20 protein-coding genes and 1 tRNA gene are annotated in these 19,128 nt (G+C 63.7%); 7 read left to right on the top strand and 14 right to left on the bottom strand.

Annotated features, from left to right (window positions below; all coding sequences use genetic code 11):
* Positions 1-25 precede the first annotated feature (25 nt).
* Together IVB31_RS07330 and IVB31_RS07325 are read right to left on the bottom strand one after the other, a co-directional pair.
* A complete protein-coding gene (locus IVB31_RS07330) occupies positions 26-649 on the bottom strand; it encodes a GNAT family N-acetyltransferase (RefSeq protein ID WP_247320312.1) in 624 nt (207 codons plus the stop codon).
* 80 nt (positions 650-729) lie between these two features.
* The gene (locus IVB31_RS07325) at positions 730-933 is read right to left on the bottom strand and encodes a DUF1127 domain-containing protein (RefSeq protein ID WP_007599575.1); all 204 of its coding nucleotides are present in this window, start codon (positions 931-933) and stop codon (positions 730-732) included.
* Positions 934-1,043: 110 nt separating this feature from the next.
* Between IVB31_RS07325 and IVB31_RS07320 the strand changes: the two genes are divergently transcribed.
* The gene (locus IVB31_RS07320) at positions 1,044-1,943 is read left to right on the top strand and encodes a transcriptional regulator GcvA (RefSeq protein WP_247320310.1); all 900 of its coding nucleotides are present in this window, start codon (positions 1,044-1,046) and stop codon (positions 1,941-1,943) included.
* A gap of 142 nt (positions 1,944-2,085) precedes the next feature.
* On the top strand, positions 2,086-3,411 hold the full coding sequence (locus IVB31_RS07315; RefSeq protein WP_247320308.1) for an MFS transporter: 1,326 nt from the start codon (positions 2,086-2,088) through the stop codon (positions 3,409-3,411).
* A 119-nt stretch (positions 3,412-3,530) separates the two neighbouring features.
* Here IVB31_RS07315 and IVB31_RS07310 read toward each other — a convergent pair whose 3' ends face one another.
* From IVB31_RS07310 to IVB31_RS07300, 3 genes are read right to left on the bottom strand one after another with little or no spacing between them, the layout of a single operon-like run.
* Positions 3,531-3,944: a Rieske (2Fe-2S) protein gene (locus IVB31_RS07310; protein ID WP_247320306.1), complete on the bottom strand. Its 414-nt coding sequence runs from the start codon at positions 3,942-3,944 to the stop codon at positions 3,531-3,533.
* Entirely contained in the window at positions 3,944-5,053 is a 1,110-nt protein-coding gene (locus tag IVB31_RS07305) for an amidohydrolase family protein (RefSeq protein WP_247320304.1), read from the bottom strand. The genes IVB31_RS07310 and IVB31_RS07305 overlap by 1 nt, the downstream gene beginning before the upstream one ends.
* A 25-nt stretch (positions 5,054-5,078) precedes the next feature.
* Positions 5,079-6,137 carry an amidohydrolase family protein gene (locus tag IVB31_RS07300; protein WP_247320302.1) on the bottom strand — a complete coding sequence of 353 codons (1,059 nt, stop codon included), beginning with the start codon at positions 6,135-6,137 and terminating at the stop codon, positions 5,079-5,081.
* 168 nt (positions 6,138-6,305) lie between these two features.
* Between IVB31_RS07300 and IVB31_RS07295 the strand changes: the two genes are divergently transcribed.
* Positions 6,306-6,788: a CinA family protein gene (locus IVB31_RS07295; RefSeq protein WP_247320300.1), complete on the top strand. Its 483-nt coding sequence runs from the start codon at positions 6,306-6,308 to the stop codon at positions 6,786-6,788.
* Positions 6,789-6,909: 121 nt separating this feature from the next.
* On the opposite strand, the gene IVB31_RS07290 is transcribed toward IVB31_RS07295, so the two are convergent.
* The 7 genes from IVB31_RS07290 to IVB31_RS07260 form a co-directional block, all read right to left on the bottom strand.
* Positions 6,910-8,382, bottom strand: coding sequence for an amidase (locus IVB31_RS07290; protein WP_247320298.1), 1,473 nt, complete (start codon positions 8,380-8,382; stop codon positions 6,910-6,912).
* A gap of 120 nt (positions 8,383-8,502) precedes the next feature.
* A complete protein-coding gene (mbfA, locus tag IVB31_RS07285; RefSeq protein ID WP_247320296.1) occupies positions 8,503-9,474 on the bottom strand; it encodes an iron exporter MbfA in 972 nt (323 codons plus the stop codon).
* A gap of 67 nt (positions 9,475-9,541) precedes the next feature.
* On the bottom strand, positions 9,542-10,690 hold the full coding sequence (locus IVB31_RS07280; protein WP_247320294.1) for an alpha/beta hydrolase: 1,149 nt from the start codon (positions 10,688-10,690) through the stop codon (positions 9,542-9,544).
* Positions 10,691-10,809: 119 nt separating this feature from the next.
* Positions 10,810-11,676, bottom strand: coding sequence for an MBL fold metallo-hydrolase (locus IVB31_RS07275; RefSeq protein ID WP_247320292.1), 867 nt, complete (start codon positions 11,674-11,676; stop codon positions 10,810-10,812).
* 16 nt (positions 11,677-11,692) lie between these two features.
* Positions 11,693-12,304, bottom strand: coding sequence for a glutathione S-transferase family protein (locus IVB31_RS07270; RefSeq protein ID WP_247320290.1), 612 nt, complete (start codon positions 12,302-12,304; stop codon positions 11,693-11,695).
* A 188-nt stretch (positions 12,305-12,492) separates the two neighbouring features.
* Positions 12,493-13,335 carry a fumarylacetoacetate hydrolase family protein gene (locus IVB31_RS07265; RefSeq protein WP_247320289.1) on the bottom strand — a complete coding sequence of 281 codons (843 nt, stop codon included), beginning with the start codon at positions 13,333-13,335 and terminating at the stop codon, positions 12,493-12,495.
* Between the two features lie 168 nt (positions 13,336-13,503).
* Positions 13,504-14,355, bottom strand: a complete 852-nt coding sequence (locus IVB31_RS07260; RefSeq protein ID WP_247320287.1) for an MBL fold metallo-hydrolase — start codon at positions 14,353-14,355, stop codon at positions 13,504-13,506.
* Positions 14,356-14,467: 112 nt separating this feature from the next.
* Between IVB31_RS07260 and IVB31_RS07255 the strand changes: the two genes are divergently transcribed.
* On the top strand, positions 14,468-14,944 hold the full coding sequence (locus IVB31_RS07255; protein WP_247320387.1) for a DUF3775 domain-containing protein: 477 nt from the start codon (positions 14,468-14,470) through the stop codon (positions 14,942-14,944).
* 26 nt (positions 14,945-14,970) lie between these two features.
* Here IVB31_RS07255 and IVB31_RS07250 read toward each other — a convergent pair whose 3' ends face one another.
* Both IVB31_RS07250 and IVB31_RS07245 read right to left on the bottom strand, forming a co-directional pair.
* Positions 14,971-15,753, bottom strand: coding sequence for an SDR family oxidoreductase (locus tag IVB31_RS07250; RefSeq protein WP_247320285.1), 783 nt, complete (start codon positions 15,751-15,753; stop codon positions 14,971-14,973).
* Between the two features lie 204 nt (positions 15,754-15,957).
* Positions 15,958-16,470 (bottom strand): CvpA family protein, encoded by a 513-nt coding sequence (locus IVB31_RS07245; RefSeq protein WP_247320283.1) that lies wholly within the window; start codon positions 16,468-16,470, stop codon positions 15,958-15,960.
* A gap of 105 nt (positions 16,471-16,575) precedes the next feature.
* Between IVB31_RS07245 and IVB31_RS07240 the strand changes: the two genes are divergently transcribed.
* The 3 genes from IVB31_RS07240 to IVB31_RS07230 all read left to right on the top strand — a co-directional run bounded on the left by IVB31_RS07240 (position 16,576) and on the right by IVB31_RS07230 (position 18,989).
* Entirely contained in the window at positions 16,576-17,337 is a 762-nt protein-coding gene (locus IVB31_RS07240; RefSeq protein WP_247320281.1) for an SDR family oxidoreductase, read from the top strand.
* 373 nt (positions 17,338-17,710) lie between these two features.
* A tRNA-Met gene (locus IVB31_RS07235) sits at positions 17,711-17,787 on the top strand.
* 29 nt (positions 17,788-17,816) lie between these two features.
* Positions 17,817-18,989 (top strand): serine hydrolase, encoded by a 1,173-nt coding sequence (locus tag IVB31_RS07230; protein WP_247320280.1) that lies wholly within the window; start codon positions 17,817-17,819, stop codon positions 18,987-18,989.
* Positions 18,990-19,128: the final 139 nt, after the last annotated feature.

The raw sequence follows: 19,128 nt of genomic DNA, 5'->3' as shown, positions 1-19,128 counted from the left end.
TGCCAGAGCCGGGCTTGCAGTGGTGTCAGACCGAGGCTGAGGGGCTTTCGGCCTGACGGGAAAGGGCGGCGAGACGCCAGCTCGCACATAGGATGTCTTTTGGTGCGACCGCGATCTCCTTGTCGAAGCGCACGAGCTTCCAGTCGTCAGGATGATTGACGAAGGCGAAGCCGGATTTGCGGGCGAGCGAGATCATGGACTCGTTGGAGCGCAGCGTGTCGCCGAAAATGTGGTCGGCGCCAAGCGCGGCAGCGCGGCATTCCAGATTCTTCATGAGCACGGTGGCGATGCCGTGGCCTTGCCAGCGGTCGTCGACCGACAGGCCGAACTCGAGCGTCGACGTCTCGGCATGGAGCGCGTAGCGCGCCTCGGCGACGATCGTCTCGAAGCCGTCGACCATCTTGGTCGCAACCACGGTGAAACGCTCGCGCGCTCCGACATCGAGGAATTCGCTCAGCAGGCCTTTTGGCAGCTCGCTGATCGCGCCGAAGAAGCGGTTGTAGCGGGAGCGGGTCGTGAGCGAGCGGAAATAGTGCTGAAGCTCTTCGGTGTCGCGCGGCTCGATGAAGCGCACGTTGAGCGACTCGCCCTGTCGGGTGCGTAGCGTGTCCGAATATTGCTTCAGGTCTTCCGGGCGAAGAGTGCTCATGATACGTGCCCCAAAGGGACCAAAGACAAAAGGGGACCGCCGGCGCCCCCACCGTCAGGCGGCGCCGGCCTGGCGGCCAATCAGGCCCGCCAGAAGGGTTTGTCGGCCTCATAGGCCACATCGCTCCAGGATAGCCCGACGTCCTGGAGGTCGCGCGCGGACCAGTTGGTGAGCTCACGCCTGGTCCGGTAGCGCTCGTGCCAGACATGAAGCGTCTCGCCTATCTGGTGGATCAGACCCGGAGCATGATGATTTGTCATCGAATTCTGGGTTAAAGTAGACATTTTCAGCTCCTGGAGCTAAGTTGACTGCTGTTATCTGCCTCTGAGTGCGTTGCGACAAACGACAATTTGTACTCCTTCGCATGAAATAAAGTCATGTATCCTGCTGCCAGATGACTGCCAGATTGCCCTCCCTGAATGGATTGCGGGCCTTTGAGGCCGCCGCGCGCCATCTCAGCTTCACGCTGGCGGCGTCCGAGCTGAACGTGACCCAGACCGCGATCAGCCATCAGATCCGCAGGCTCGAGGAGGAGCTTGGCATTCGCCTGTTCGTCCGGCAGAACCGCGCGCTGGCGCTGACGGCGGAGGCGCGCGACTATCTGCCTGGCGTCCGCGCCGCCTTCAACGACCTCAGGCTCGCCACCGACCGGCTGTTGCGCAAGGACGACGACAAGGTGCTGACGGTCTCCACGCTGGCTTCGCTTGCCGCAAAATGGCTGCTGCCGCGGCTGACTGATTTCCAGGAGCACCATCCCGGCATCGACGTCCGCATCACCACCTCGACAAGCCTCGTCGACTTCCAGCGCGACAATGTCGACGCCGCGATCCGTTACGGCCGCGGCCAGTGGCCGGGCCTGCGCGCCGACTGGCTGATGGCGGACGAGTTGTTTCCGGTGTGCAGTCCGTCGCTGCTGCACGGCGACAAGCCGCTGCGCTGTCCGGAGGACCTCAAGAGCCATATGCTGCTGCACACCTCCAACGCCAACAGCGACGACTGGCGGCTGTGGCTGACGGCGGCGGGCCTGCCGGCCGACATCGCCCGGCAGCCCGGCGTCACCTTCGACATGATCTTCATGACCATCCAGGCCGCAATCGACGGCATCGGCGTGGCGATGGGGCGGACCTCCTACGTCCAGGACGACATCGCCAAGGGCCGTCTCGTCGTTCCCTTCAAGATCGCGCTGCCGGCCGATGCCGGCTTCTATCTGGTCGCGCCGGAGAGCCGGCGTGAGTCGCCCAAGCTCGCCGCATTCCGCGAATGGATGATCGCTGCAACGCAAAATAAGGCCTGAAAAATCATCAGCTTCCCCGGCAAATTCGATTGACTCGCCGCACCCCGCGCGAGAGGGGTAAGACAGATTGTCGCAGCAACAATCCCGTCGCCTGCCGTGAAGCGAGTTCCGGTCCGGCCGTATCTGCAAGGGGAGTAAAATCATGGCTGGACCAGCAACCAATCCGCCCGAGATCAAGTCGCGCATCGGCGCGATCCTGCGCGCAACGAGCGGCAATTTCCTCGAGCAGTTCGACTTCTTCCTGTTCGGCTTCTATGCCGCCGCCATCGGCAAGGCGTTCTTCCCGTCCAGCAACGAGACCGCGTCGTTGCTCAACACCTTCGGCGTGTTCTGGCTCGGCGCGTTGATGCGTCCCGTCGGCGCGATCGTGCTCGGCGCCTATATCGACCGCATCGGCCGCCGCAAGGGCCTGATCGTCACGCTGGCCATCATGGCCGCCGGCACCGTGGTGATCGCGTTCTGTCCGACCTACGCCAGCATCGGCATCGCCGCGCCGGTCATCGTGCTGCTTGGACGGCTGCTGCAAGGCTTCTCCGCCGGCGTCGAGCTCGGCGGTGTCTCGGTTTATTTGTCGGAGATCTCGACGCCGGGCAATCGCGGCTTCTACACCTCATTCCAGTCGTCGAGCCAGCAGGTCGCGATCTTCGTGGCCTCGATCCTCGGTTACCTCCTGTCCGAGGTGATGCCGGCTGACACCGTCGCCGCTTGGGGCTGGCGCATCCCCTTCTTCGTCGGCTGCATGATCATCCCCCTGATCTTCTTCCTGCGGCGGACGCTGGAGGAAACGCCGGCCTTCCTCGCCATGAAGAAGCACCCGACCGCAAACGAAGTGTTCGCCTCCGCGCTCGCCAACTGGCGCATCGTCCTCCTCGGCATGATGATCGCGGTCCTGACCACGACGACGTTCTATTTCGTCACCGTGTACACGCCGACCTTCGGCAAGACGGTGCTGAAGCTGTCGTCGCAGGATGCGCTGCTGGTGACGCTGCTTGTCGCCGTGACCAACTTCTTCTGGAATCCGGTCGGCGGTGCATTGTCCGACCGCATCGGCCGCAAGCCGGTGCTGATCACCATCGCCTGCCTGTCGCTGGTCACCGCCTATCCGGCGCTGCACTGGCTGGTGGCGGCGCCAACCTTCGGCAAGCTGCTCGCGGTCGAGATGATGTTCTCGTTCTATTTCGGCGTCTACAGCGGCACCATGCTCGGCGCTCTCGTCGAGATCGTGCCGGCGCATGTCCGCACCACCTGCTTCTCGCTCGCCTTCGCGCTCGCCGCCGCGCTGTTCGGCACCTTCACGCCGTTCGCCTCGACCCTGCTGATCGAGCACACCGGCGACAAGGCCTCGCCCGGCTACTGGCTGATGCTGGCGGCGCTGCTCGGCATCATCGCGGCGTCGGTCGTCTATCGCGGCGGCGGCAAGGCGGTGCCGACATATGATGCTGTCGGTGAGCCGGCGGCGAGTCACTGACTGCGCGTCATTCCGGGGCGCGGGAGGGCGAACCCGGAATCCATTTCTCCCAGCATACTTGTCGCACGATGGATTCCGGGTTCAGCCCTGCGGGCTGCCCCGGAATGACGGTGGTGGGGCTACAGCTCCACCACCACGTAATCGCTCTCGACCTTCACCGGTATGGTTTCCGCGACGTACGGCCCCTTCACCACGCTCGCGCCCGGCTCGACATGCGCCGCATACGCCTTCACGCGGAGGCGGCGGGGGTCGCAGTAGGACTGGCCGGTGCGGATGTCGAACTCCCAGCCGTGCCAGGGGCAGCGGATGATCTCGCCGAGTTTTGTATACTCGATGTCGCCCGGGTCCTTCGATTGCGCGAGCCCGATCAGCGGTCCCTCGCACAGCGCGGCGCCCTGATGCGGGCAGCGGTTCATCAGGCCGAAATACTCCCCCTTGATGTTGAAGACCGCGATCGGCCGCCCGTCGATCTCCAGAAATTTTCGCGTGCCGGGCGGCAGTTCATCCACCGGGGCAATGACGTGCCTCGCCATCAGGAAATGCCGTACAGCTTCTTCGCATTGCCGAGGTAGAAAGCCTCGCGATCATCCTCGCCGACGCCCGCCGGCAAGACGCGCGACGGCTCGTCATAGTCCCAATGCGGATAGTCGGTCGCAAACAGCAGGCGGTCCCAGCCGATCCATTTGATGACGTCGAACAGATCCTCGCGCCGCTCCGGATCCTCCATCGGCTGCGTCGTCCACCACACCTGCTCGCGGATATATTCCGACGGCGGCCGTTTGACATGCGGCACCTCGCTTCTGAGCCGCTGCCAGACCTTGTCGAGCCGCCACGCCAGCGACGGCGCCCAGCCGAAGCCGGCCTCGATCATCACCATCTTCAATTTCGGGAAGCGCTCGAACACGCCCTCCAGCACGAGGCTCGCCAGCGCCGATTGCTGGCACTGCGAATGCCCCACCATCTCCTCGATGTAGTAGGAAGGCCAGCCCGACGGCGTGATCGGGTTGCCGCCAAAGCCGAAAGCGTGGACACCGACGGGAAGGCCCGCCTCTTCCGCGGCCTGATAGATCGGCCAATAACGACGCTGCCCGAGCGGTTCGACGTTGCGGCTGAGCAGCAGCACCTGGACAAAGTTCTTGTCGCCGGCGCGCTCGCGGATTTCGGCCGCGGCCGACAGTCCGTCCTCATTGCCGACGACAATGGACCCCTTCAGCCGCTTGTCCTTGCTGGTCCATTTGTCGATCTGCCAGTCGTTGATCGCCGAGCACAGCGCCGCCGAGAGTTCGTGATTGCGGATGCCTTGCCCGGTGTTGAGCGGATTGAGCACGCCGAGCTGCACATTGTTGGGATCAAGCAGCTGCTTCTGCATGAAGGACAGCGATGAGCCCTGCGGCCCGCCTTCCGGCGGATAGGCGTCGCGGCGCGAGGCGTTGGGCTGGGCCTTCGGATAGGGCGGCCCTTCCATCATGCCCTGATAGGCATGGACACCGTAGATCTCGAGATGATGCTGCCAGCGTTTGGCGAGATAGGGATAGAGCTCGGTGCGGGTGGCGCGCGCCGGATGGATGTCGCAGTCCGCGATCGCGGTTTTGACGGTCAGGGGAGAAGCGGCTTCGGAGTTTTCGCGGAACTGAATATTCATCGCCTTGCCTCCTTTGGCAGCGGGCTCATTTCAGGCGGGGATAGGTGGCATGCGAATTATCGATCATGATCTTGCGCACGAGATCGGGGGTGAGACCTGCGGGCAGCGCGTCCTGGCCGTCGAACTGCCAGTGCGGATAGTCCGTGGAGAATAGAACCAATTCGTCCGACTGCATATGATCAAACAGACGAATTAATGTCGCCTCGTTCGGCGGCGCATCAAATGGCTGTAACGAGAAGCGGATGTTGCTGCGCACAATCTCCAGCGGCGCGCGGTCGACCCAGGGCGTCTCCATCCGCACCCCCCGCCAGAACTTGTGCAGCCGCCAGAGATAGGGGGAGATCCAGGAGACGCCGGATTCCAGCATCACCATCTTCAGCCGCGGATATTTGGCGAACACGCCCTCAACGATCAGGCTGGTGAGCTGGGTCTGGAACGCCTGGGCCTGACCGACATAATCCTCGATGTGGTAGGAACCCCAGCCCACCGCGGTCGGTGGATTGTGATAGGCAGAACCGGCGTGCACGCCGATCGCAAGTTCCAGCCGTTCCGCCGCCGCGTAGATTGGCCACAGCGCGCGCTTGCCGAGCGGCGTGTCGCCCATCACCAGCATCAGCACCTGCACGAAGCGCCGGTCCGTCGCGCAGCGCTCGATTTCGGCGACGGCCTTCTCGATGCTTTGCGTAGGGATCACGATCGAGCCGCGCAGCCGCGGATCGCGATCGAGCCATTCCTTCGCGAGCCACTGGTTCAGCGCGCGGCAGAACGCGGCCTGCAGATCCTCTGAAAACACCATCTGCACGCCATAGAGCGGATTGCAGATGGCATGCGAAAGCTGGAAGGGATCGAGCACATGGCGCTGCATGTCCGCCAGGCTCTCGCCCGGCTTGCCGCTTCCGGGACGCCAATCGGGGCGCGCCGTGATCGGCGAATTCTGCGGATAGGATTGCGAGATGAGATCGACCATGCCGCGCGTCGTCACCTGATCGCGCCAATAGTCGTTCAGGTACGGCAGCAGGCTGGTCAGATGCGGCACGGCCGGATGCACATCGCAATCCACCCCGCCGGCGATCAGGGACGCCATGACGTCTCCCTTTGCGTTTCCTCGTCACGTCTTCTCGCGGGCCGCGCTTGACCGCTCCGCCTTGTCCGCCATTCAAGCAGGCCTGCCCGCCGCCCGCAACTCGGCCAAGGCTTCTGTCATATGCTAGGAATGATGAGCTCAGTTGCGAAGGAATAAGGGGTATTAGGGATGAAAGAGCTCGTCGGCATTGCGGAACAGGTCGCGGCGAAACTGATCGCGCGCAGGCAGACCATTGCGGTGGCCGAATCCTCCACCGGCGGCCTGATTTCGGCCAGCCTGCTCGCGGTGCCCGGCGCCTCCGCCTATTTCCTCGGCGGCGCCGTGGTCTACACCCGCGATGCCAGGCGCGTGCTGATGGATATTTCGGACGAGGGCATGAAGGGCTTTCGTTCCTCGTCGGAGCCCTACGCGCAACTGCTGGCCGAGCGGATGCGCAGCCGCTTCAACTGCGACTGGGGTCTGTCCGAGACCGGTGCCGCCGGTCCCACCGGCAACCGCTACGGCGATGCGGCGGGCCACAGCTGCATGGCAGTGTCAGGATCCGCAGCAGAGGTGATGACGCTGGAGACGGGTAGCGGCGACCGCTTCGCCAACATGCAGATTTTCGCGGCGACAGCGTTGAAATTGCTGCTGAAGACTTTGGAGCAGTGACCTCCGGCGCCCACGAAGCATTTGCACTGTCATTGCGAAGAGCTCTTGCGACGAAGCAATCCAGCGTCTTTGCGCGGATAGATTTCTGGATTGCTTCGCTTCGCTCGCAATGACGAAGGAATTAATCGTCGAACATCTTCGGCGGCACGAACCCGCCGAACTCGCGTTCGATCAGCTCGGCGAGCTTCAGCGGCGTGCGGTCCTCGAGGAAGGGACCGACGATCTGTGCGCCGAGTGGCAGGCCGCTCTTTGAAAGCCCGAGCGGAACGGCCGTCGCCGGCAGGCCGGGTAGCGTTGCGATGCCCGGCCAGGCGAGGTGGTCGGAATAGGGATAATCCTTGCCGTCAATGCTGATGCGCCGCGCGTCCTGGTCCGGCGAATGATCGTGCGGATAGGCCGGTGTCGGCATGATCGGGCAGATCACCGCATCGAACGTCTTGAACAGGGTGCGCCACTGCGCGCGCAGGGCGGCGCGGGCGCCGGCATCGAGCACCCAGGCGCGATGGCTTGCGGTAATGCCGCGCAGGTGCTCGGCCCCAAGGCTCCGATCATCGGGCGAGAGTTGGCTCGCGCCGACCTGCGCGCCCGCGTACATGTCGGGCAGGAAAAATGCGCCGAGGAATCCCATGAGCATGCGGACGTAAAGCCGCGACGCCTCGGTAAAATCCGGCAGCAGCGGGCTCTCGCGCGCGACTGTCACGCCGGCCTTCGACAGGTCGGCGGCAAGCTTGTCGATCGCGCCGCGGACGTCCCGGTCCGACGGCAATAACGGCTGGCTGTCGATCACCAGCACGCGAAAATCCCGCAATGCCTGATGGCGCGCGGGCGGCAGCTCGAGCTTGTAGGCGACACCGGCGTCCAGCGGATCGGGCCCGGCCATCACGTCGAGCAGCAAGCTGAGATCCATAGCCGTGCGCGCCATCGGACCGATGACGGCGAGATCGCCCTCGCGCGGAATGGCCGGAAAGGGCGGCGGCGTTTCCCCGCGCGCGGGGCAGAGATTGATCGTCGGCTTGTGGGCATAAATGCCGCAGTGAAATGCCGGCACGCGCAGCGAACCGCCGATGTCGGAGCCGATCGACAGCGCGCCAAAGCCCGCGGCAAGGGCCGCCGACGAGCCGCCGGATGAGCCGCCCGGCGTGCGGCCGAGATCGTAGGGATTGTTGGTGGTGCCGTAGATGTCGTTGTAGCTTTGCCAGTCGCCGAGTCCCACCGGGACGTTGGTCTTGCAGAGGATCACGCCGCCGGCCTGCTTGATGCGGCTGACCGCCAGCGCATCCTCGGCCGGCTTGAAATCCTTCTGCGGCACAAAACCCCAGGTCGTCGGCAGGCCGGCTATGTTAAAGGATTCCTTGATCGTCATGGGCACGCCGAGCAGCGGCCTGGTCTCGCCGCGCCCGATCGCAGCGTCCGCCTCGCCTGCGCTGGCGAGCGCGCGGTCAAAATCGCGCACGCAGACCGCGTTGATCTTGCCGTCGTGCCGTTCGATGCGCTCGATGGCGTCCTGTGTCAGTTCGACCGCTGAGACCTTCTTTGCGGTCAGCGCGGCCGACAGCTCGACCGCGCTTCTGAAGCTCCACTCCGATTTGGCCACGGCATTCTCCTGCTCTCGTTGGCTGGGATGATGCGCAGTTTGGCCTGATGCCGCAACCGTCGTTTGACAGCCATTGCGGTGCGAGGAGTCTCTTCGCGGGCGACGACCAGTGGAGAACGGCTACGCCGCTCCGATCAATATCCCCACCGCCAGCACGATCGCGCCGCCGAGCACGATCTGGAACACCGCCTGGAGGAATGGGGTGTCCATGTAGCGTGAGCGGATGAAGGCGATCGCCCACAATTCGAAGAACACGACGACACCGGCGATTCCCGTCGCGATCCAGAATGCGTTGGCCCAGCTGTCCGGGACGAGATAAGGCAGAGTGTGGCCGAGCCCGCCGAGCGTCGTCATCGCGCCGCAGGTGATGCCGCGCAGCCACGGCGAGCCGCGACCCGTGAGCGATCCGTCGTCGGACAGCGCTTCCGCAAAACCCATGCTGATGCCGGCGCCGATCGAGGCGGCGAGGCCGACCAGGAAGGTCTGCCAGTTCTGGTGCGTGGCGAAGGCCGCGGCAAACAGCGGCGCCAGCGTCGAGACCGAGCCGTCCATCAAGCCGGCGAGGCCCGGCTGCACATATTGCAGCACGAACATCCGACGGTTGGTGCGGTCTTCTTCCGCGCGCACGTCGGAATTCAAAATCTCGCCCGTCAGCTTTGCGGCGGTCTCCTCGTGGCCCTTCTCGGCTTCGGCGAGATCGCCGAGCAGGCGGCGCACGCCGACATCCTGGGCCTGCTCGGCGGCCTTCACGTAGAAGCGCTCCGCTTGCATCTCCATGGTCTCGACTTCCCTGCGGATGGCGTCGAGCGACAGGTTCTTGGTCAGCCAGACCGGGCGGCGGCGCAAAAAGCCTTTGACGTCTTCGCGGCGGATCGGCGGCAAATGCGGACCGAAGCGCTGCTCGTACAATTCGAGCAGCATGTGCCGGTGGCCGCGTTCCTCCTCCGCCATCTCCTCGAAGATTTTTGCCGTGTCCGGATAACGCTCGCGAAGATCCTCGGCGAACGTCATGTAGATGCGGCTGTCCTCCTCCTCGGAGGAAATCGCGACCGCGAGCACCTCGCGCTCGGTCAGATCGGCAAAGTTCTTCACGGGGGCCCTGTCTCAGTAGTTTAGAATTATTCTAAACTATATAAGACGTTGGGGTTTCCGGGTCAAATCAAGCCGTGCGGCTCTCGGCCAGGAATTCGAGCAGCAGCCGGCTCACCTCGGCAGGTTGCTCCTGCTGCACCCAATGGCCGGCGCCGTCGACGAGGTGGCAGCCGAGCAGTTTCGTGCAGGTCCGCGCCTGCATCGCCTCGAACACGCCGGGGCGCTGATAGGTGCCCCAATCCTGCTTTCCCGAGATAAAGCAGGAGGGCACGTCGATGCTGCGGCCGGCCAACAATTGGAGCTGGCTGTTGAACGCGCCCGATGTGCCGCAGCGATACCATTGCAGGCCGCCCTGGAATCCGGTGCGGCCATACTCGGCGCTGTAATACGCAAGATCGCTGTCCGGCAGCCATCGATTGGCGGCGATCGCGGCCGGCGAGGGCATCTCCTTGGCGACCGTCTCGGCCATGGTCTCGTTCAGATCCATCACATAGTAAGTCGGCAGCTTTGCCAGCTCGTTCGCCGACCAGGATTTCAGCGGATACGGCTTGTTGTCGGTCCAGTCCGCGCTCTTGTGATGGTAGTAGGCGCGCAGGAAATCATGCACGCCCTGCGGCGCGTGGTGGATGTCGGCATTCGCCGGGCGCGTCGCATAGTACCATTGATAATGTTTTCGCGGGCGCGGCAGCGCCGCGAGCTCGCGATGGACAGGGTCTTCGGCCGGCGGCTTTGCCGGCGTGTCGATCGTGTCGAACGGCAGCTGCGGCGCTCCGCCGAACGGCGCACTCATCATCGCTACCGAACGAAATACGTCGGGCCGCATCAGCGCGCACCAGGCCGCGACCGGGCTGCCGAAATCATGTCCGACCACATCGGCCTGCCTGTAGCCGAACGCCGACACCAGCCCGAGCGCGTCACGCACCAGGTTGAAGAGCGAGAACGGCGCGAGATCGCCGTCGTACGCCGCGCTCCATCCCGTCGTCCGGCCATAGCCGCGCTGGTCCGGCGCGATCACGTGATAGCCGGCCGCAGCCAGCGCCGGCATCACCTTGCGCCAGGAGAAGGCGAGCTCCGGAAAGCCATGCAGCAGCAGGATGCACGGCCGCCCCTTGGTCTCGAAGCCGGCCTCCAGCACGTGCATGCGCAGGCCGTTGATGTCGTCGACATAGCGTGAGCGGATGCCGGCGGGGAGCGGGATGTCGGGGAGCGCAGTCATCGTGTCTCTCCACTCGGGTGGAATCGTAGGGTGGGTTAGCGAAGCGTAATCCACCACTTCTGTCTCTGCGGAAACTAAAGAGGTGGGTTAAGCCTTCGGCTGACCCACCCTGCGTTCCGCTAAACCGCCGCACACACGAACCCGCTGCCCTTGCGCCTGATCTTCCCCACCGACGGCGAGGGGAAATGCGCGGTGCAGCACAGCGTGTCGGTGTCGCAGTAGCGTTCAAGGAAGCTGCGGCGCGTGGTTGCCGCCGCGGCCTGGTCGACGTCGAACTTCACCGACATCTCCGGATAGAGCGTCTGGATTGGCGAATGCATAAGGTCGCCCGAGAACACCGCGTCGTCCTTGCCGCGGCCGAAGGTGAAGGCGACATGACCGGGCGTGTGGCCCGGCGTCGGCAGGATGCGGACGTGATCGCCGATCTGATGATCGTTGCCGACGATCTCGTGCCGCTTCGCTTCGACCACCGGCAGCACGCTATCCGCGAACGGAGCGATCTCCGCCTTCGCATTCTGTTGGGACCAGTAGTCGAATTCCTGCTGCGCGAACACGTAACGCGCCTTGGGGAAGGTCGGCACCCAACGCCCGTTCTCCAGCCGTGTATTCCAGCCAACGTGATCGACGTGGAGATGCGTGCACATCACGAAATCGATGTCGTCGACCGACAGACCGGCGGCGTCGAGCGCCCGCATATAGGTGTCGTCGCTCTTCATGTTCCATGTCGGTCGCGGTCGCGGCTTGTCGTTGCCGATGCAGCTGTCCACCAGGATGTTGTGACGTGGCGTTTTGATCACGTAGGACTGGAAGCACAGGATCAGCGTATCCTGCTCGTCCAGAGCTTTCGCTTGCCGCATCCATGAGCGGTTCTCGGCCAGCACCTCGGGCGTCAAGCCGGGCAGCAACTCCAGGGCCGGTAGGAAGGTGGTCTCCTGCTCGATGATGCGATGGATGGTGAGATCGCCGACCGAGTATTTCAGGCTCATGGGGACTCCCTGCGTGTTACGCCGCCGGCGGTACCGAGATCTTGACGGAGGGCCGCTCCAGCATCTTCTGGTGGAAAGCGTCGAGCTTCGGATAGGCCTTCCGCCAGCCGCAATCGGCGAAGCGGAAGTCGGCATAGCCGAGCACGCAGACGAGGCCGATCTGTGAGATGTCGAACGGGCCGTCGAGGACGTCAGGCATGTTCTCGAAGCGCGCCATGCCGGTCCAGGCCCGGTTCCAATGGTCGTCCGACCACGCCTGCCATTGCAGGCCCTGCGGGCGCACCATCTTCTCGTAGCGGCACAGCAGCATGGAATCGAGCATGCCGTTGATCAGCGAGTGATTGGTCTTGGCCTTCCAGCGCCGCGGGCCGTAGTCGGGGATCAGGCTGCCGCCGGCCATCTCGTTGAGATATTCGACGATGACGTAGGAGTCCAAAATGACATCGCCGTCATTGGTGATCAGCACCGGCAGCTTCTTCAGCGGCGTGATGCGCGAATAGTCCTCGTTGGCCGTGCCGGGCGCAACGGTCGCGGGCGTGAACTCGATCTTGTCGATCAGCCCGAGCTCGATCGCGGCGATGCGCACCTTGCGGGCAAAGGGCGAGGCGGGAGAGAAGGTGAGCTTCATTGGAAAATAACCTCTAGCCGAACATACAGACCTCATCCCGAGGAGCGCGCCCCTTGGCGCGCGTCTCGAAGGATGGACAACGACGGATCTTCTCTCTCGTCACCCGGCGCGAACGTCGGGCGACCGTGGTCTTGGCGCATCCTTCGAGACGCGCGCGTTGCGCGCTCCTCAGGATGAGGACCGTCGGCTTACGCCGCGACGATCTCCTGGCGCTGTTCGCCGAGACCCTCGATGCCGAGCGTGATGACGTCGCCGACATTGAGGAAGGTCGGCGGCTTCATGCCGAGGCCGACGCCGGGCGGTGTGCCCGTGGTGATGATGTCGCCGGGCAGCAGCGTCATGAACTGCGAGACATAGGAGATGCACTTGGCCATCGAGAAGATCATGGTCTTGGTCGAGCCGGTCTGGCGGCGCTGGCCGTTGACGTCGAGCCACATCGACAAATCCTGCACGTCCTTGATCTCGTCCTTGGTGACGAGCCACGGTCCGACCGGGCCGAACGTGTCATGTGACTTGCCCTTGGTCCACTGACCCAAACGCTCGGTCTGGAAGGCGCGTTCGGAGACGTCGTTGCAGACGCAGTAACCGGCGACGTAGTTCAGCGCGTCGGCCTCCGAGACGTATTTCGCGCGGGTACCGATGATTGCGGCGATCTCGACCTCCCAGTCGAGCTTGGTCGAGCCGCGCGGCTTCTCGACCGTGTCGTTCGGGCCGGACAGCGAGGTGTTCGCCTTCATGAAGATGATCGGCTCGGTCGGGATCGCTGCGCCCGTTTCCTTGGCGTGGTCGCTGTAATTGAGGCCGATGGCGACGAATTTGGAAATGCCGGTAACGGGCGCGCCGAACCGCGGCTTGCCGGAGACTGAGGGCAGCGAGGCCGGGTCAAGGCCTGCCAGCTTCTTCAGGCTATCGGGCGAATAGGCCTCGCCGGTCAGGTCCTTCACATGCGCGGACAGGTCGCGCAACTGGCCGGATTTGTCGATCAGGCCGGGCTTTTCCGCACCCTTCTCGCCATAACGAACAAGCTTCATTCTCGTTTCTCCCTGAGCTGGACCGATCGGTTGAACAGCTTCATGGAACAGGGCGGGGGGAAATTCAACCGCTCAAAGAGGGGTGCAATGCAGCCAATCTTTTGTAGGGTGGGTTAGCGGGAGGCGTAACCCACCTCCTGCGCTTCTGTGAGGCTTCGCTAATCCAGCCTACGATTGCAACGCCTCGAACCTGAACGCGTCCCCGTCCCCTTTGATGTGCCCGGCCGAAAAATGCCCGCCGATCACCAACGTCGGCGTGTCGGCAAAGCGGCCGAACAATTCGCGGCGCGTCGCGGCCGACTGCGTCTGATCGGAATCTGCGGTCGAGGACCAGCCGAGATGCGCCATCTGGCAGGGATGATGGGCGACGTCGCCCGTCAGCAGTCCTTGCTCGCCGTCCGACTGGATCAAAATGCTCATATGGCCGGGGCTGTGCCCCGGGGTCGGGATCATGCTGATCTCGTCGCTCAGCCGGTGGTCGCTCGGGATCAACTGGGCCCGACCGGCGTCGACGATCGGCTTCACGGAATCGCCAAACACCGCCTGCTTGTCCGGCTCGGTGGAGTGGTCGCGCCAGTGCTCGTATTCGGTTCTGCCGAACACGTAGCGCGCGTTCGGAAAAGCCGGCACCCATTTGCCGTCGACGAGCTTGGTGTTCCAGCCGACATGATCGACATGAAGATGTGTGCACAGCACGGTGTCGATGCTCTCGGGTGGAAAGCCCGCCGCCATCATCGTCTCCAGGAACGGCGTGGTGCGGTTGTTCCAGGTCGGCACGCCCCGGCCCTGTTTGTCGTTGCCCAAACCAGTGTCGACCACGATGCGGCGGGTCGGCGTCTCCACCACCAGCGAGTGGATCGACATTTTCAGCCGGCCCTCTTCGGTAGCGAAATGCGGGATCAGCCAGGGCAACTTCTGGATTTCATCGTTGGTCGCGAGCGGCAGGATGAAGCGGGTCGAACCGACCGTCTCCAGCTCGACGATTTTGGTGATTTTGACCTTGCCGACCCTCCACGACATCCGGCGTCTCCGAAGTTCTTGCTTTGGCCGAAAACATGCACACTTTCCGCCATCAAGCGCAATGGATCATCTGACGCGATGCGGCGTTATCGCGGGAACCCAGGAGCGAGTCATGCCAGAGCTTGCGATTTCAGCGGAGAAAGTCGCCTTCATCATCGAAAAGGCGCGTGAATTCGACGTCAAAGAGGGAGATTCCGATCCGGATTCCGGCTCGAATGCAACTGACGACGATGCGATCGACGTCCTGGAGGACGGCGGATCAGATCCTGTCGTCAACGAAATCGGAAGCTTCATCGTCGCAATGAACGAGGACGAGCAGGTCGATCTCGTCACGCTCATGTGGCTCGGCCGCGGCGACGGGACCTTGGACGAGTGGAACGATTTGCGTGCACGCGCGGTGGAGGCGCGGGCCGAGTATCGCAGTCCACGGCGCGAAACGGCGCACTATTTGCTGGGCGAGCCGATGCTGGGCGATCTGCTCGCCGACGGACTCGACGAATTCGGCATCGACTGGACCGAAGGAGGCCTCGTGGCCGATTCATCCTCACCCAGCCAGCGGGATGAAGACGAGATCACCAAGCAGCGGTGATCTCGTCGGAGCGAGGTGAAGCAGCCTTACAGCGTGCCCGGGAACGCGCCGCCATCGAGCAAGAGGTTCTGTCCGGTGATGAAGCCGGCCTTGGCACCGCACAGGAAGGCGCAGGCATAGCCGAACTCGTCGGGCTGGCCGAAGCGGCCGGCCGGATTGAGTTTCGCGCGCTCGGTCAGGATCTGCTCGGGCGTCGTGCCGCGCTTGTCGGCCTCGGCCTTCGCGGTGCCGGTCAGGCGGTCGGTCTCGAACGGGCCCGGCAGCAGGCCGTTGATGGTGACGTTGTTGATCACGGTCTTGCGCGACAGGCCGGCGATGAAGCCGGTGAGGCCGGCGCGCGCGCCATTGGAGAGGCCGAGGATGTCGATCGGCGCCTTCACCGCGGCGGAGGTGATGTTGACGATGCGGCCGAACTTGCGCGCCATCATGCCGTCCACGGTCGCCTTGATCAGCTCGATCGGGGTCAGCATGTTGGCGTCGATCGCCTTGATCCAGTCGTCGCGGGTCCAGTTGCGGAAATCGCCGGGCGGCGGGCCGCCGGCATTGTTGATCAGGATATCAGGCTCGGGGCAGGCCTTCAGCACGGCCTCGCGGCCGGCGGGCGTCGTGATGTCGCCGACGATCTCGGTAACAGTCACGTCAGGATAGGCCTTGCGGATGTCGTCGGCCGTCTTCTTGAGAGCCTCGGCGCCGCGGGCGGTCAGCGTGACGTGAACGCCGGCGTCCGCCAGCGAGATGGCGCAGGCGCGTCCGAGGCCTTTGCTGGATGCGCAGACGATGGCGCGGCGACCTTTGATCCCAAGATCCACTGTTTCACTCCCGTAATGTCAGGCAGGTTTTTAAGAGGCCGCCACTCTAGCCAACCTTGGCGCCGCTGATAAGGGACGGGCTCGCATCAAAATGCATGCGCGCTTGCGCGGCGATGCAAATGTGCGGGCATGATCCGGACCCGAAGGGCGCGTTAGCGGAAAGTGTGCAGCGGTTTTCCGAAAAGATCATGCCCAGACAAAGAGCTAGATGCGCCGCTCCTGCTTGAGACGGTCGATCACGGAGGCCGCCTCCGGCGGCAGCGACTTGAAGCCCATCCGGCCCACCGTCGAAAACAGCGGCCGCAGATGCGAGCCGGCGAGAAAGGGCGGCTGGTGGTTGGCCGGCACGATCTGGTCGAACACCAGCACCAGTGTGGTGGCGACGAGGCAGACCCTGACCGCGCCGAGCGCGGCGCCCCCGAGCCGGTCGCCGATGCCGGCCTCGCGTATCGTGTCGCTCAGCGCCAGGCGGCCGATATATCCAAACAGCATGCCGACCACTACGAAGATGCCGAAGAACCACATCCAGTTCTGAAGCAGCGGCGAATTCGGATTGCTCGCGACCTGCGGGACGATCAGCGGCATCAGCGCGACGGCGATGGGGGCGGCGAGGAGATAGGCGAGGATCGTCATGGCGCTGCCGAGCAGGCCGGTCCTGAAACCGAATCCGATCGCAATGGCGAACGCCGCATAGACTGTGAGATCGAAACTATTCATGCCTGAGAGCCTGCCATGGAACGAATGAACGCAGAACCGATCATTCCGGTTTCAGATCGTTAAAATCGTCTGTATTGATGGCTCCAAAGCTCAGGGAAGTCGCTCATGTCAGACCTATTTGACGTCAGTAAAGAAACCATCCTCGTGACGGGCGCGAGCCAGGGGCTGGGGCGGCAATTTGCCCGGGTGCTGGCAGCGCGTGGTGCAGCCGTCGCGCTCGCGGCGCGGCAGACCGACAAGCTCAAGAGCCTGGAAGAAGAGATCCGCGGCAAGGGCGGCCGTGCCGCCGCCGTCGCGCTCGACGTCACCGACACCGCATCGATCGCCAGGGCCGTCGACGCCACGGAAGCCGCGCTCGGCCCGGTCACGGTGCTGATCAACAATGCCGGCATCGCCATCGAAAAGCTCGCGACCGAACAGACCGAGGCGGATTGGGACGCGGTGATCGGCGCCAATCTCAAGGGCGCCTATTTCCTCGCCACTGAAATCGCGCGGCGGATGATCGCGCGCAAGCAGGAAGGCAACATCGTCAACATCGCCTCCGTGCTCGGCACCGGCGTGTTGAAGGCGGTGTCGCCTTACGCGATCTCCAAGGCCGGCATCATTCAGGCGACCAGGGCGATGGCCCTGGAGCTTGCGGGGCAGAACATCCGCATCAACGCGCTGGCGCCCGGCTACATCGACACCGAGATGAACCACGCGTTCTGGTCGACGCCATCAGGGGAGCGGTTGGCAAAACGCATCCCCCAGCGCCGCGTCGGCGCCGAGTCCGATCTCGACGGCGCGATCCTGCTACTGGCGTCGAAGGCGTCGCGCTACATGACGGGGAGCGTGGTGACGGTGGATGGCGGGTTCTTGCTGAATTGATTCTTCCTCGTCCCCGACAAGCACGCCCAAGGCGCGGGCCGATCCGGGACCCGTAGCCACAGAGATGTTTGGCGAAGACTCGGCGTTGGCCGCTTGGTTTTGTTGCCGCAAGCCGGCCGTTTGTGGAACTTCTGGCAAGGACGCACCAAATGAGCGGGAAATCGGCCCAGTTCGCTGTCATAAAGTCGAAAAAAACCTCCCCGCAGCCCTTTCCAAAGGCACCCCGGGTTGGTACATAGCCCTCGCACCCGACGGGCTTTGCCCGGGGTTGCCTTCCAAGGAAGCCTTTGGGACCAGAGAGCAAGCCACGCGAACAGCGCCGGCCTTACCTCACCGTCCCCGGCACTTTATCGAAGGCAAAGCAACGGTTTAACGCGGGGTGGAGCAGCCCGGTAGCTCGTCAGGCTCATAACCTGAAGGTCATAGGTTCAAATCCTATCCCCGCAACCAAATTCGGACTTTACCGGTTCCGATGAAAAATGGCCCGTATCAAGCGGGCCATTTTTGTTTTGTGGGTCGTTTCGGGTCAAGCGTCGATCATGCCTTCCGTGTCTCGGGTTCTCGCTATTTTCGTGCTTGCCGTGCTGACGGGATGGAGTCGGCCCGCCGCGGCCGAGGCGGCGGGGATGTCGACCGAGGCGAATTCTGATCTTCCGGCTTCGACCTATTGGCGCACCGATGCTCAGGCTGCTCAAAGTGCCGAATGCCGCGCCGTGCTGGCTGGCCTTCGCGAGCAATTGCGCCATCAGGCCACGACTGCCTTCATGGCCGTGCGCGGCGACCAGATTGTCTTCAGCGAGGGGCCGATTGCGCGACCGTCGCTCGTTCGTTCCGTGAGAAAGAGCCTGCTTGCGATGTTGTACGGTCAGGCCGTGCAGGACGGCCGCATCAACCTCGATGCGACGCTTGCCGAGCTCGGGATCGACGATGTCGGCGGTCTGCTGCCGATCGAGCGACAAGCCCGCGTGCGCGATCTGCTTGCTGCGCGCTCGGGTGTCTATCATCCGGCGGCCAATCCCGGCGACGATGCGGCGGGCGCGCCTCCCCGCGGCTCACAATTGCCGGGTCGATACTTCCTTTACAACAATTGGGATTTCAACGTTGCAGGCGACATCTATGAGCAGCGTACGGGACGTAACATCTACGCTGCTTTCGCGCAGGACATCGCCTCTCCGCTGAGCCTGGAAGACTTCGATCTTGCGCGCCATCACCGCAGCGGCAAGCCTTCGCGTTCGAGCCACTTGGCCTATCCATTCTATCTTTCGGCGCGCGATTTGGCGCGTATTGGCGAATTGATGCTGACGGAAGGTCAATGGCAGGGTCGTCAAATCGTGCCGGCCGATTGGACTCGCCAGATCACGAGGCCGGTCACGCGTTCGGAAGAGATGCATCCGCCCACCGCAGTTCGCCGCCGGGCGTCCTACGGGCTGTTGTGGTGGATTCCGGAGGTGGCCGACGATTCGGTGCTGGCGGGCTCGTATTTCGCATGGGGCTATTTCGGCCAGTGGATGCTCGCGATTCCGAAGTCCGGAATGGTCATCGTGCACATGTACGAGACCGATGCACGCGAGGACGAAAGCCATCCGCCGACCGTCCCGCTGCGGAGCTTTCTCGAGCAGGCGCGGATGATCGCCGAGGCGCCTTGCCGATAGGGTAAAGCCGAATTCGGGACAGCTCTGCCTGTCTATGCCTGCGAAAGGCAAGACAGACACGTTCGCCTTCCTTGCATGTCAGGGCAGGGCGCCGCCTCGGTGCACGACAGGCAATCGTTCTGCGCGGCCCGGTGGGAAC

Origin of the sequence: Bradyrhizobium sp. 21 (assembly GCF_023073335.1) — a bacterium.
In the GTDB taxonomy this organism is placed as follows: Bacteria; Pseudomonadota; Alphaproteobacteria; order Rhizobiales; family Xanthobacteraceae; genus Bradyrhizobium.
This window is presented reverse-complemented; position numbering and strand designations above follow the sequence as displayed.

Bases quoted from the DNA above. Each gene is read 5' to 3' on its own strand.
- IVB31_RS07260 (WP_247320287.1), bottom strand. From the start codon at position 14,355: ATGTCGTGGAGGGTCGGCAAGGTCAAAATCACCAAAATCGTCGAGCTG.
- IVB31_RS07265 (WP_247320289.1), bottom strand. From the start codon at position 13,335: ATGAAGCTTGTTCGTTATGGCGAGAAGGGTGCGGAAAAGCCCGGCCTG.
- IVB31_RS07325 (WP_007599575.1), bottom strand. From the start codon at position 933: ATGTCTACTTTAACCCAGAATTCGATGACAAATCATCATGCTCCGGGT.
- IVB31_RS07315 (WP_247320308.1), top strand. From the start codon at position 2,086: ATGGCTGGACCAGCAACCAATCCGCCCGAGATCAAGTCGCGCATCGGC.
- IVB31_RS07255 (WP_247320387.1), top strand. From the start codon at position 14,468: ATGCCAGAGCTTGCGATTTCAGCGGAGAAAGTCGCCTTCATCATCGAA.
- IVB31_RS07305 (WP_247320304.1), bottom strand. From the start codon at position 5,053: ATGAATATTCAGTTCCGCGAAAACTCCGAAGCCGCTTCTCCCCTGACC.
- IVB31_RS07270 (WP_247320290.1), bottom strand. From the start codon at position 12,304: ATGAAGCTCACCTTCTCTCCCGCCTCGCCCTTTGCCCGCAAGGTGCGC.
- IVB31_RS07275 (WP_247320292.1), bottom strand. From the start codon at position 11,676: ATGAGCCTGAAATACTCGGTCGGCGATCTCACCATCCATCGCATCATC.
- IVB31_RS07295 (WP_247320300.1), top strand. From the start codon at position 6,306: ATGAAAGAGCTCGTCGGCATTGCGGAACAGGTCGCGGCGAAACTGATC.
- IVB31_RS07240 (WP_247320281.1), top strand. From the start codon at position 16,576: ATGTCAGACCTATTTGACGTCAGTAAAGAAACCATCCTCGTGACGGGC.
- IVB31_RS07320 (WP_247320310.1), top strand. From the start codon at position 1,044: ATGACTGCCAGATTGCCCTCCCTGAATGGATTGCGGGCCTTTGAGGCC.
- IVB31_RS07310 (WP_247320306.1), bottom strand. From the start codon at position 3,944: ATGGCGAGGCACGTCATTGCCCCGGTGGATGAACTGCCGCCCGGCACG.
- IVB31_RS07330 (WP_247320312.1), bottom strand. From the start codon at position 649: ATGAGCACTCTTCGCCCGGAAGACCTGAAGCAATATTCGGACACGCTA.
- IVB31_RS07245 (WP_247320283.1), bottom strand. From the start codon at position 16,470: ATGAATAGTTTCGATCTCACAGTCTATGCGGCGTTCGCCATTGCGATC.
- IVB31_RS07300 (WP_247320302.1), bottom strand. From the start codon at position 6,137: ATGGCGTCCCTGATCGCCGGCGGGGTGGATTGCGATGTGCATCCGGCC.
- IVB31_RS07280 (WP_247320294.1), bottom strand. From the start codon at position 10,690: ATGACTGCGCTCCCCGACATCCCGCTCCCCGCCGGCATCCGCTCACGC.
- IVB31_RS07230 (WP_247320280.1), top strand. From the start codon at position 17,817: ATGGCCCGTATCAAGCGGGCCATTTTTGTTTTGTGGGTCGTTTCGGGT.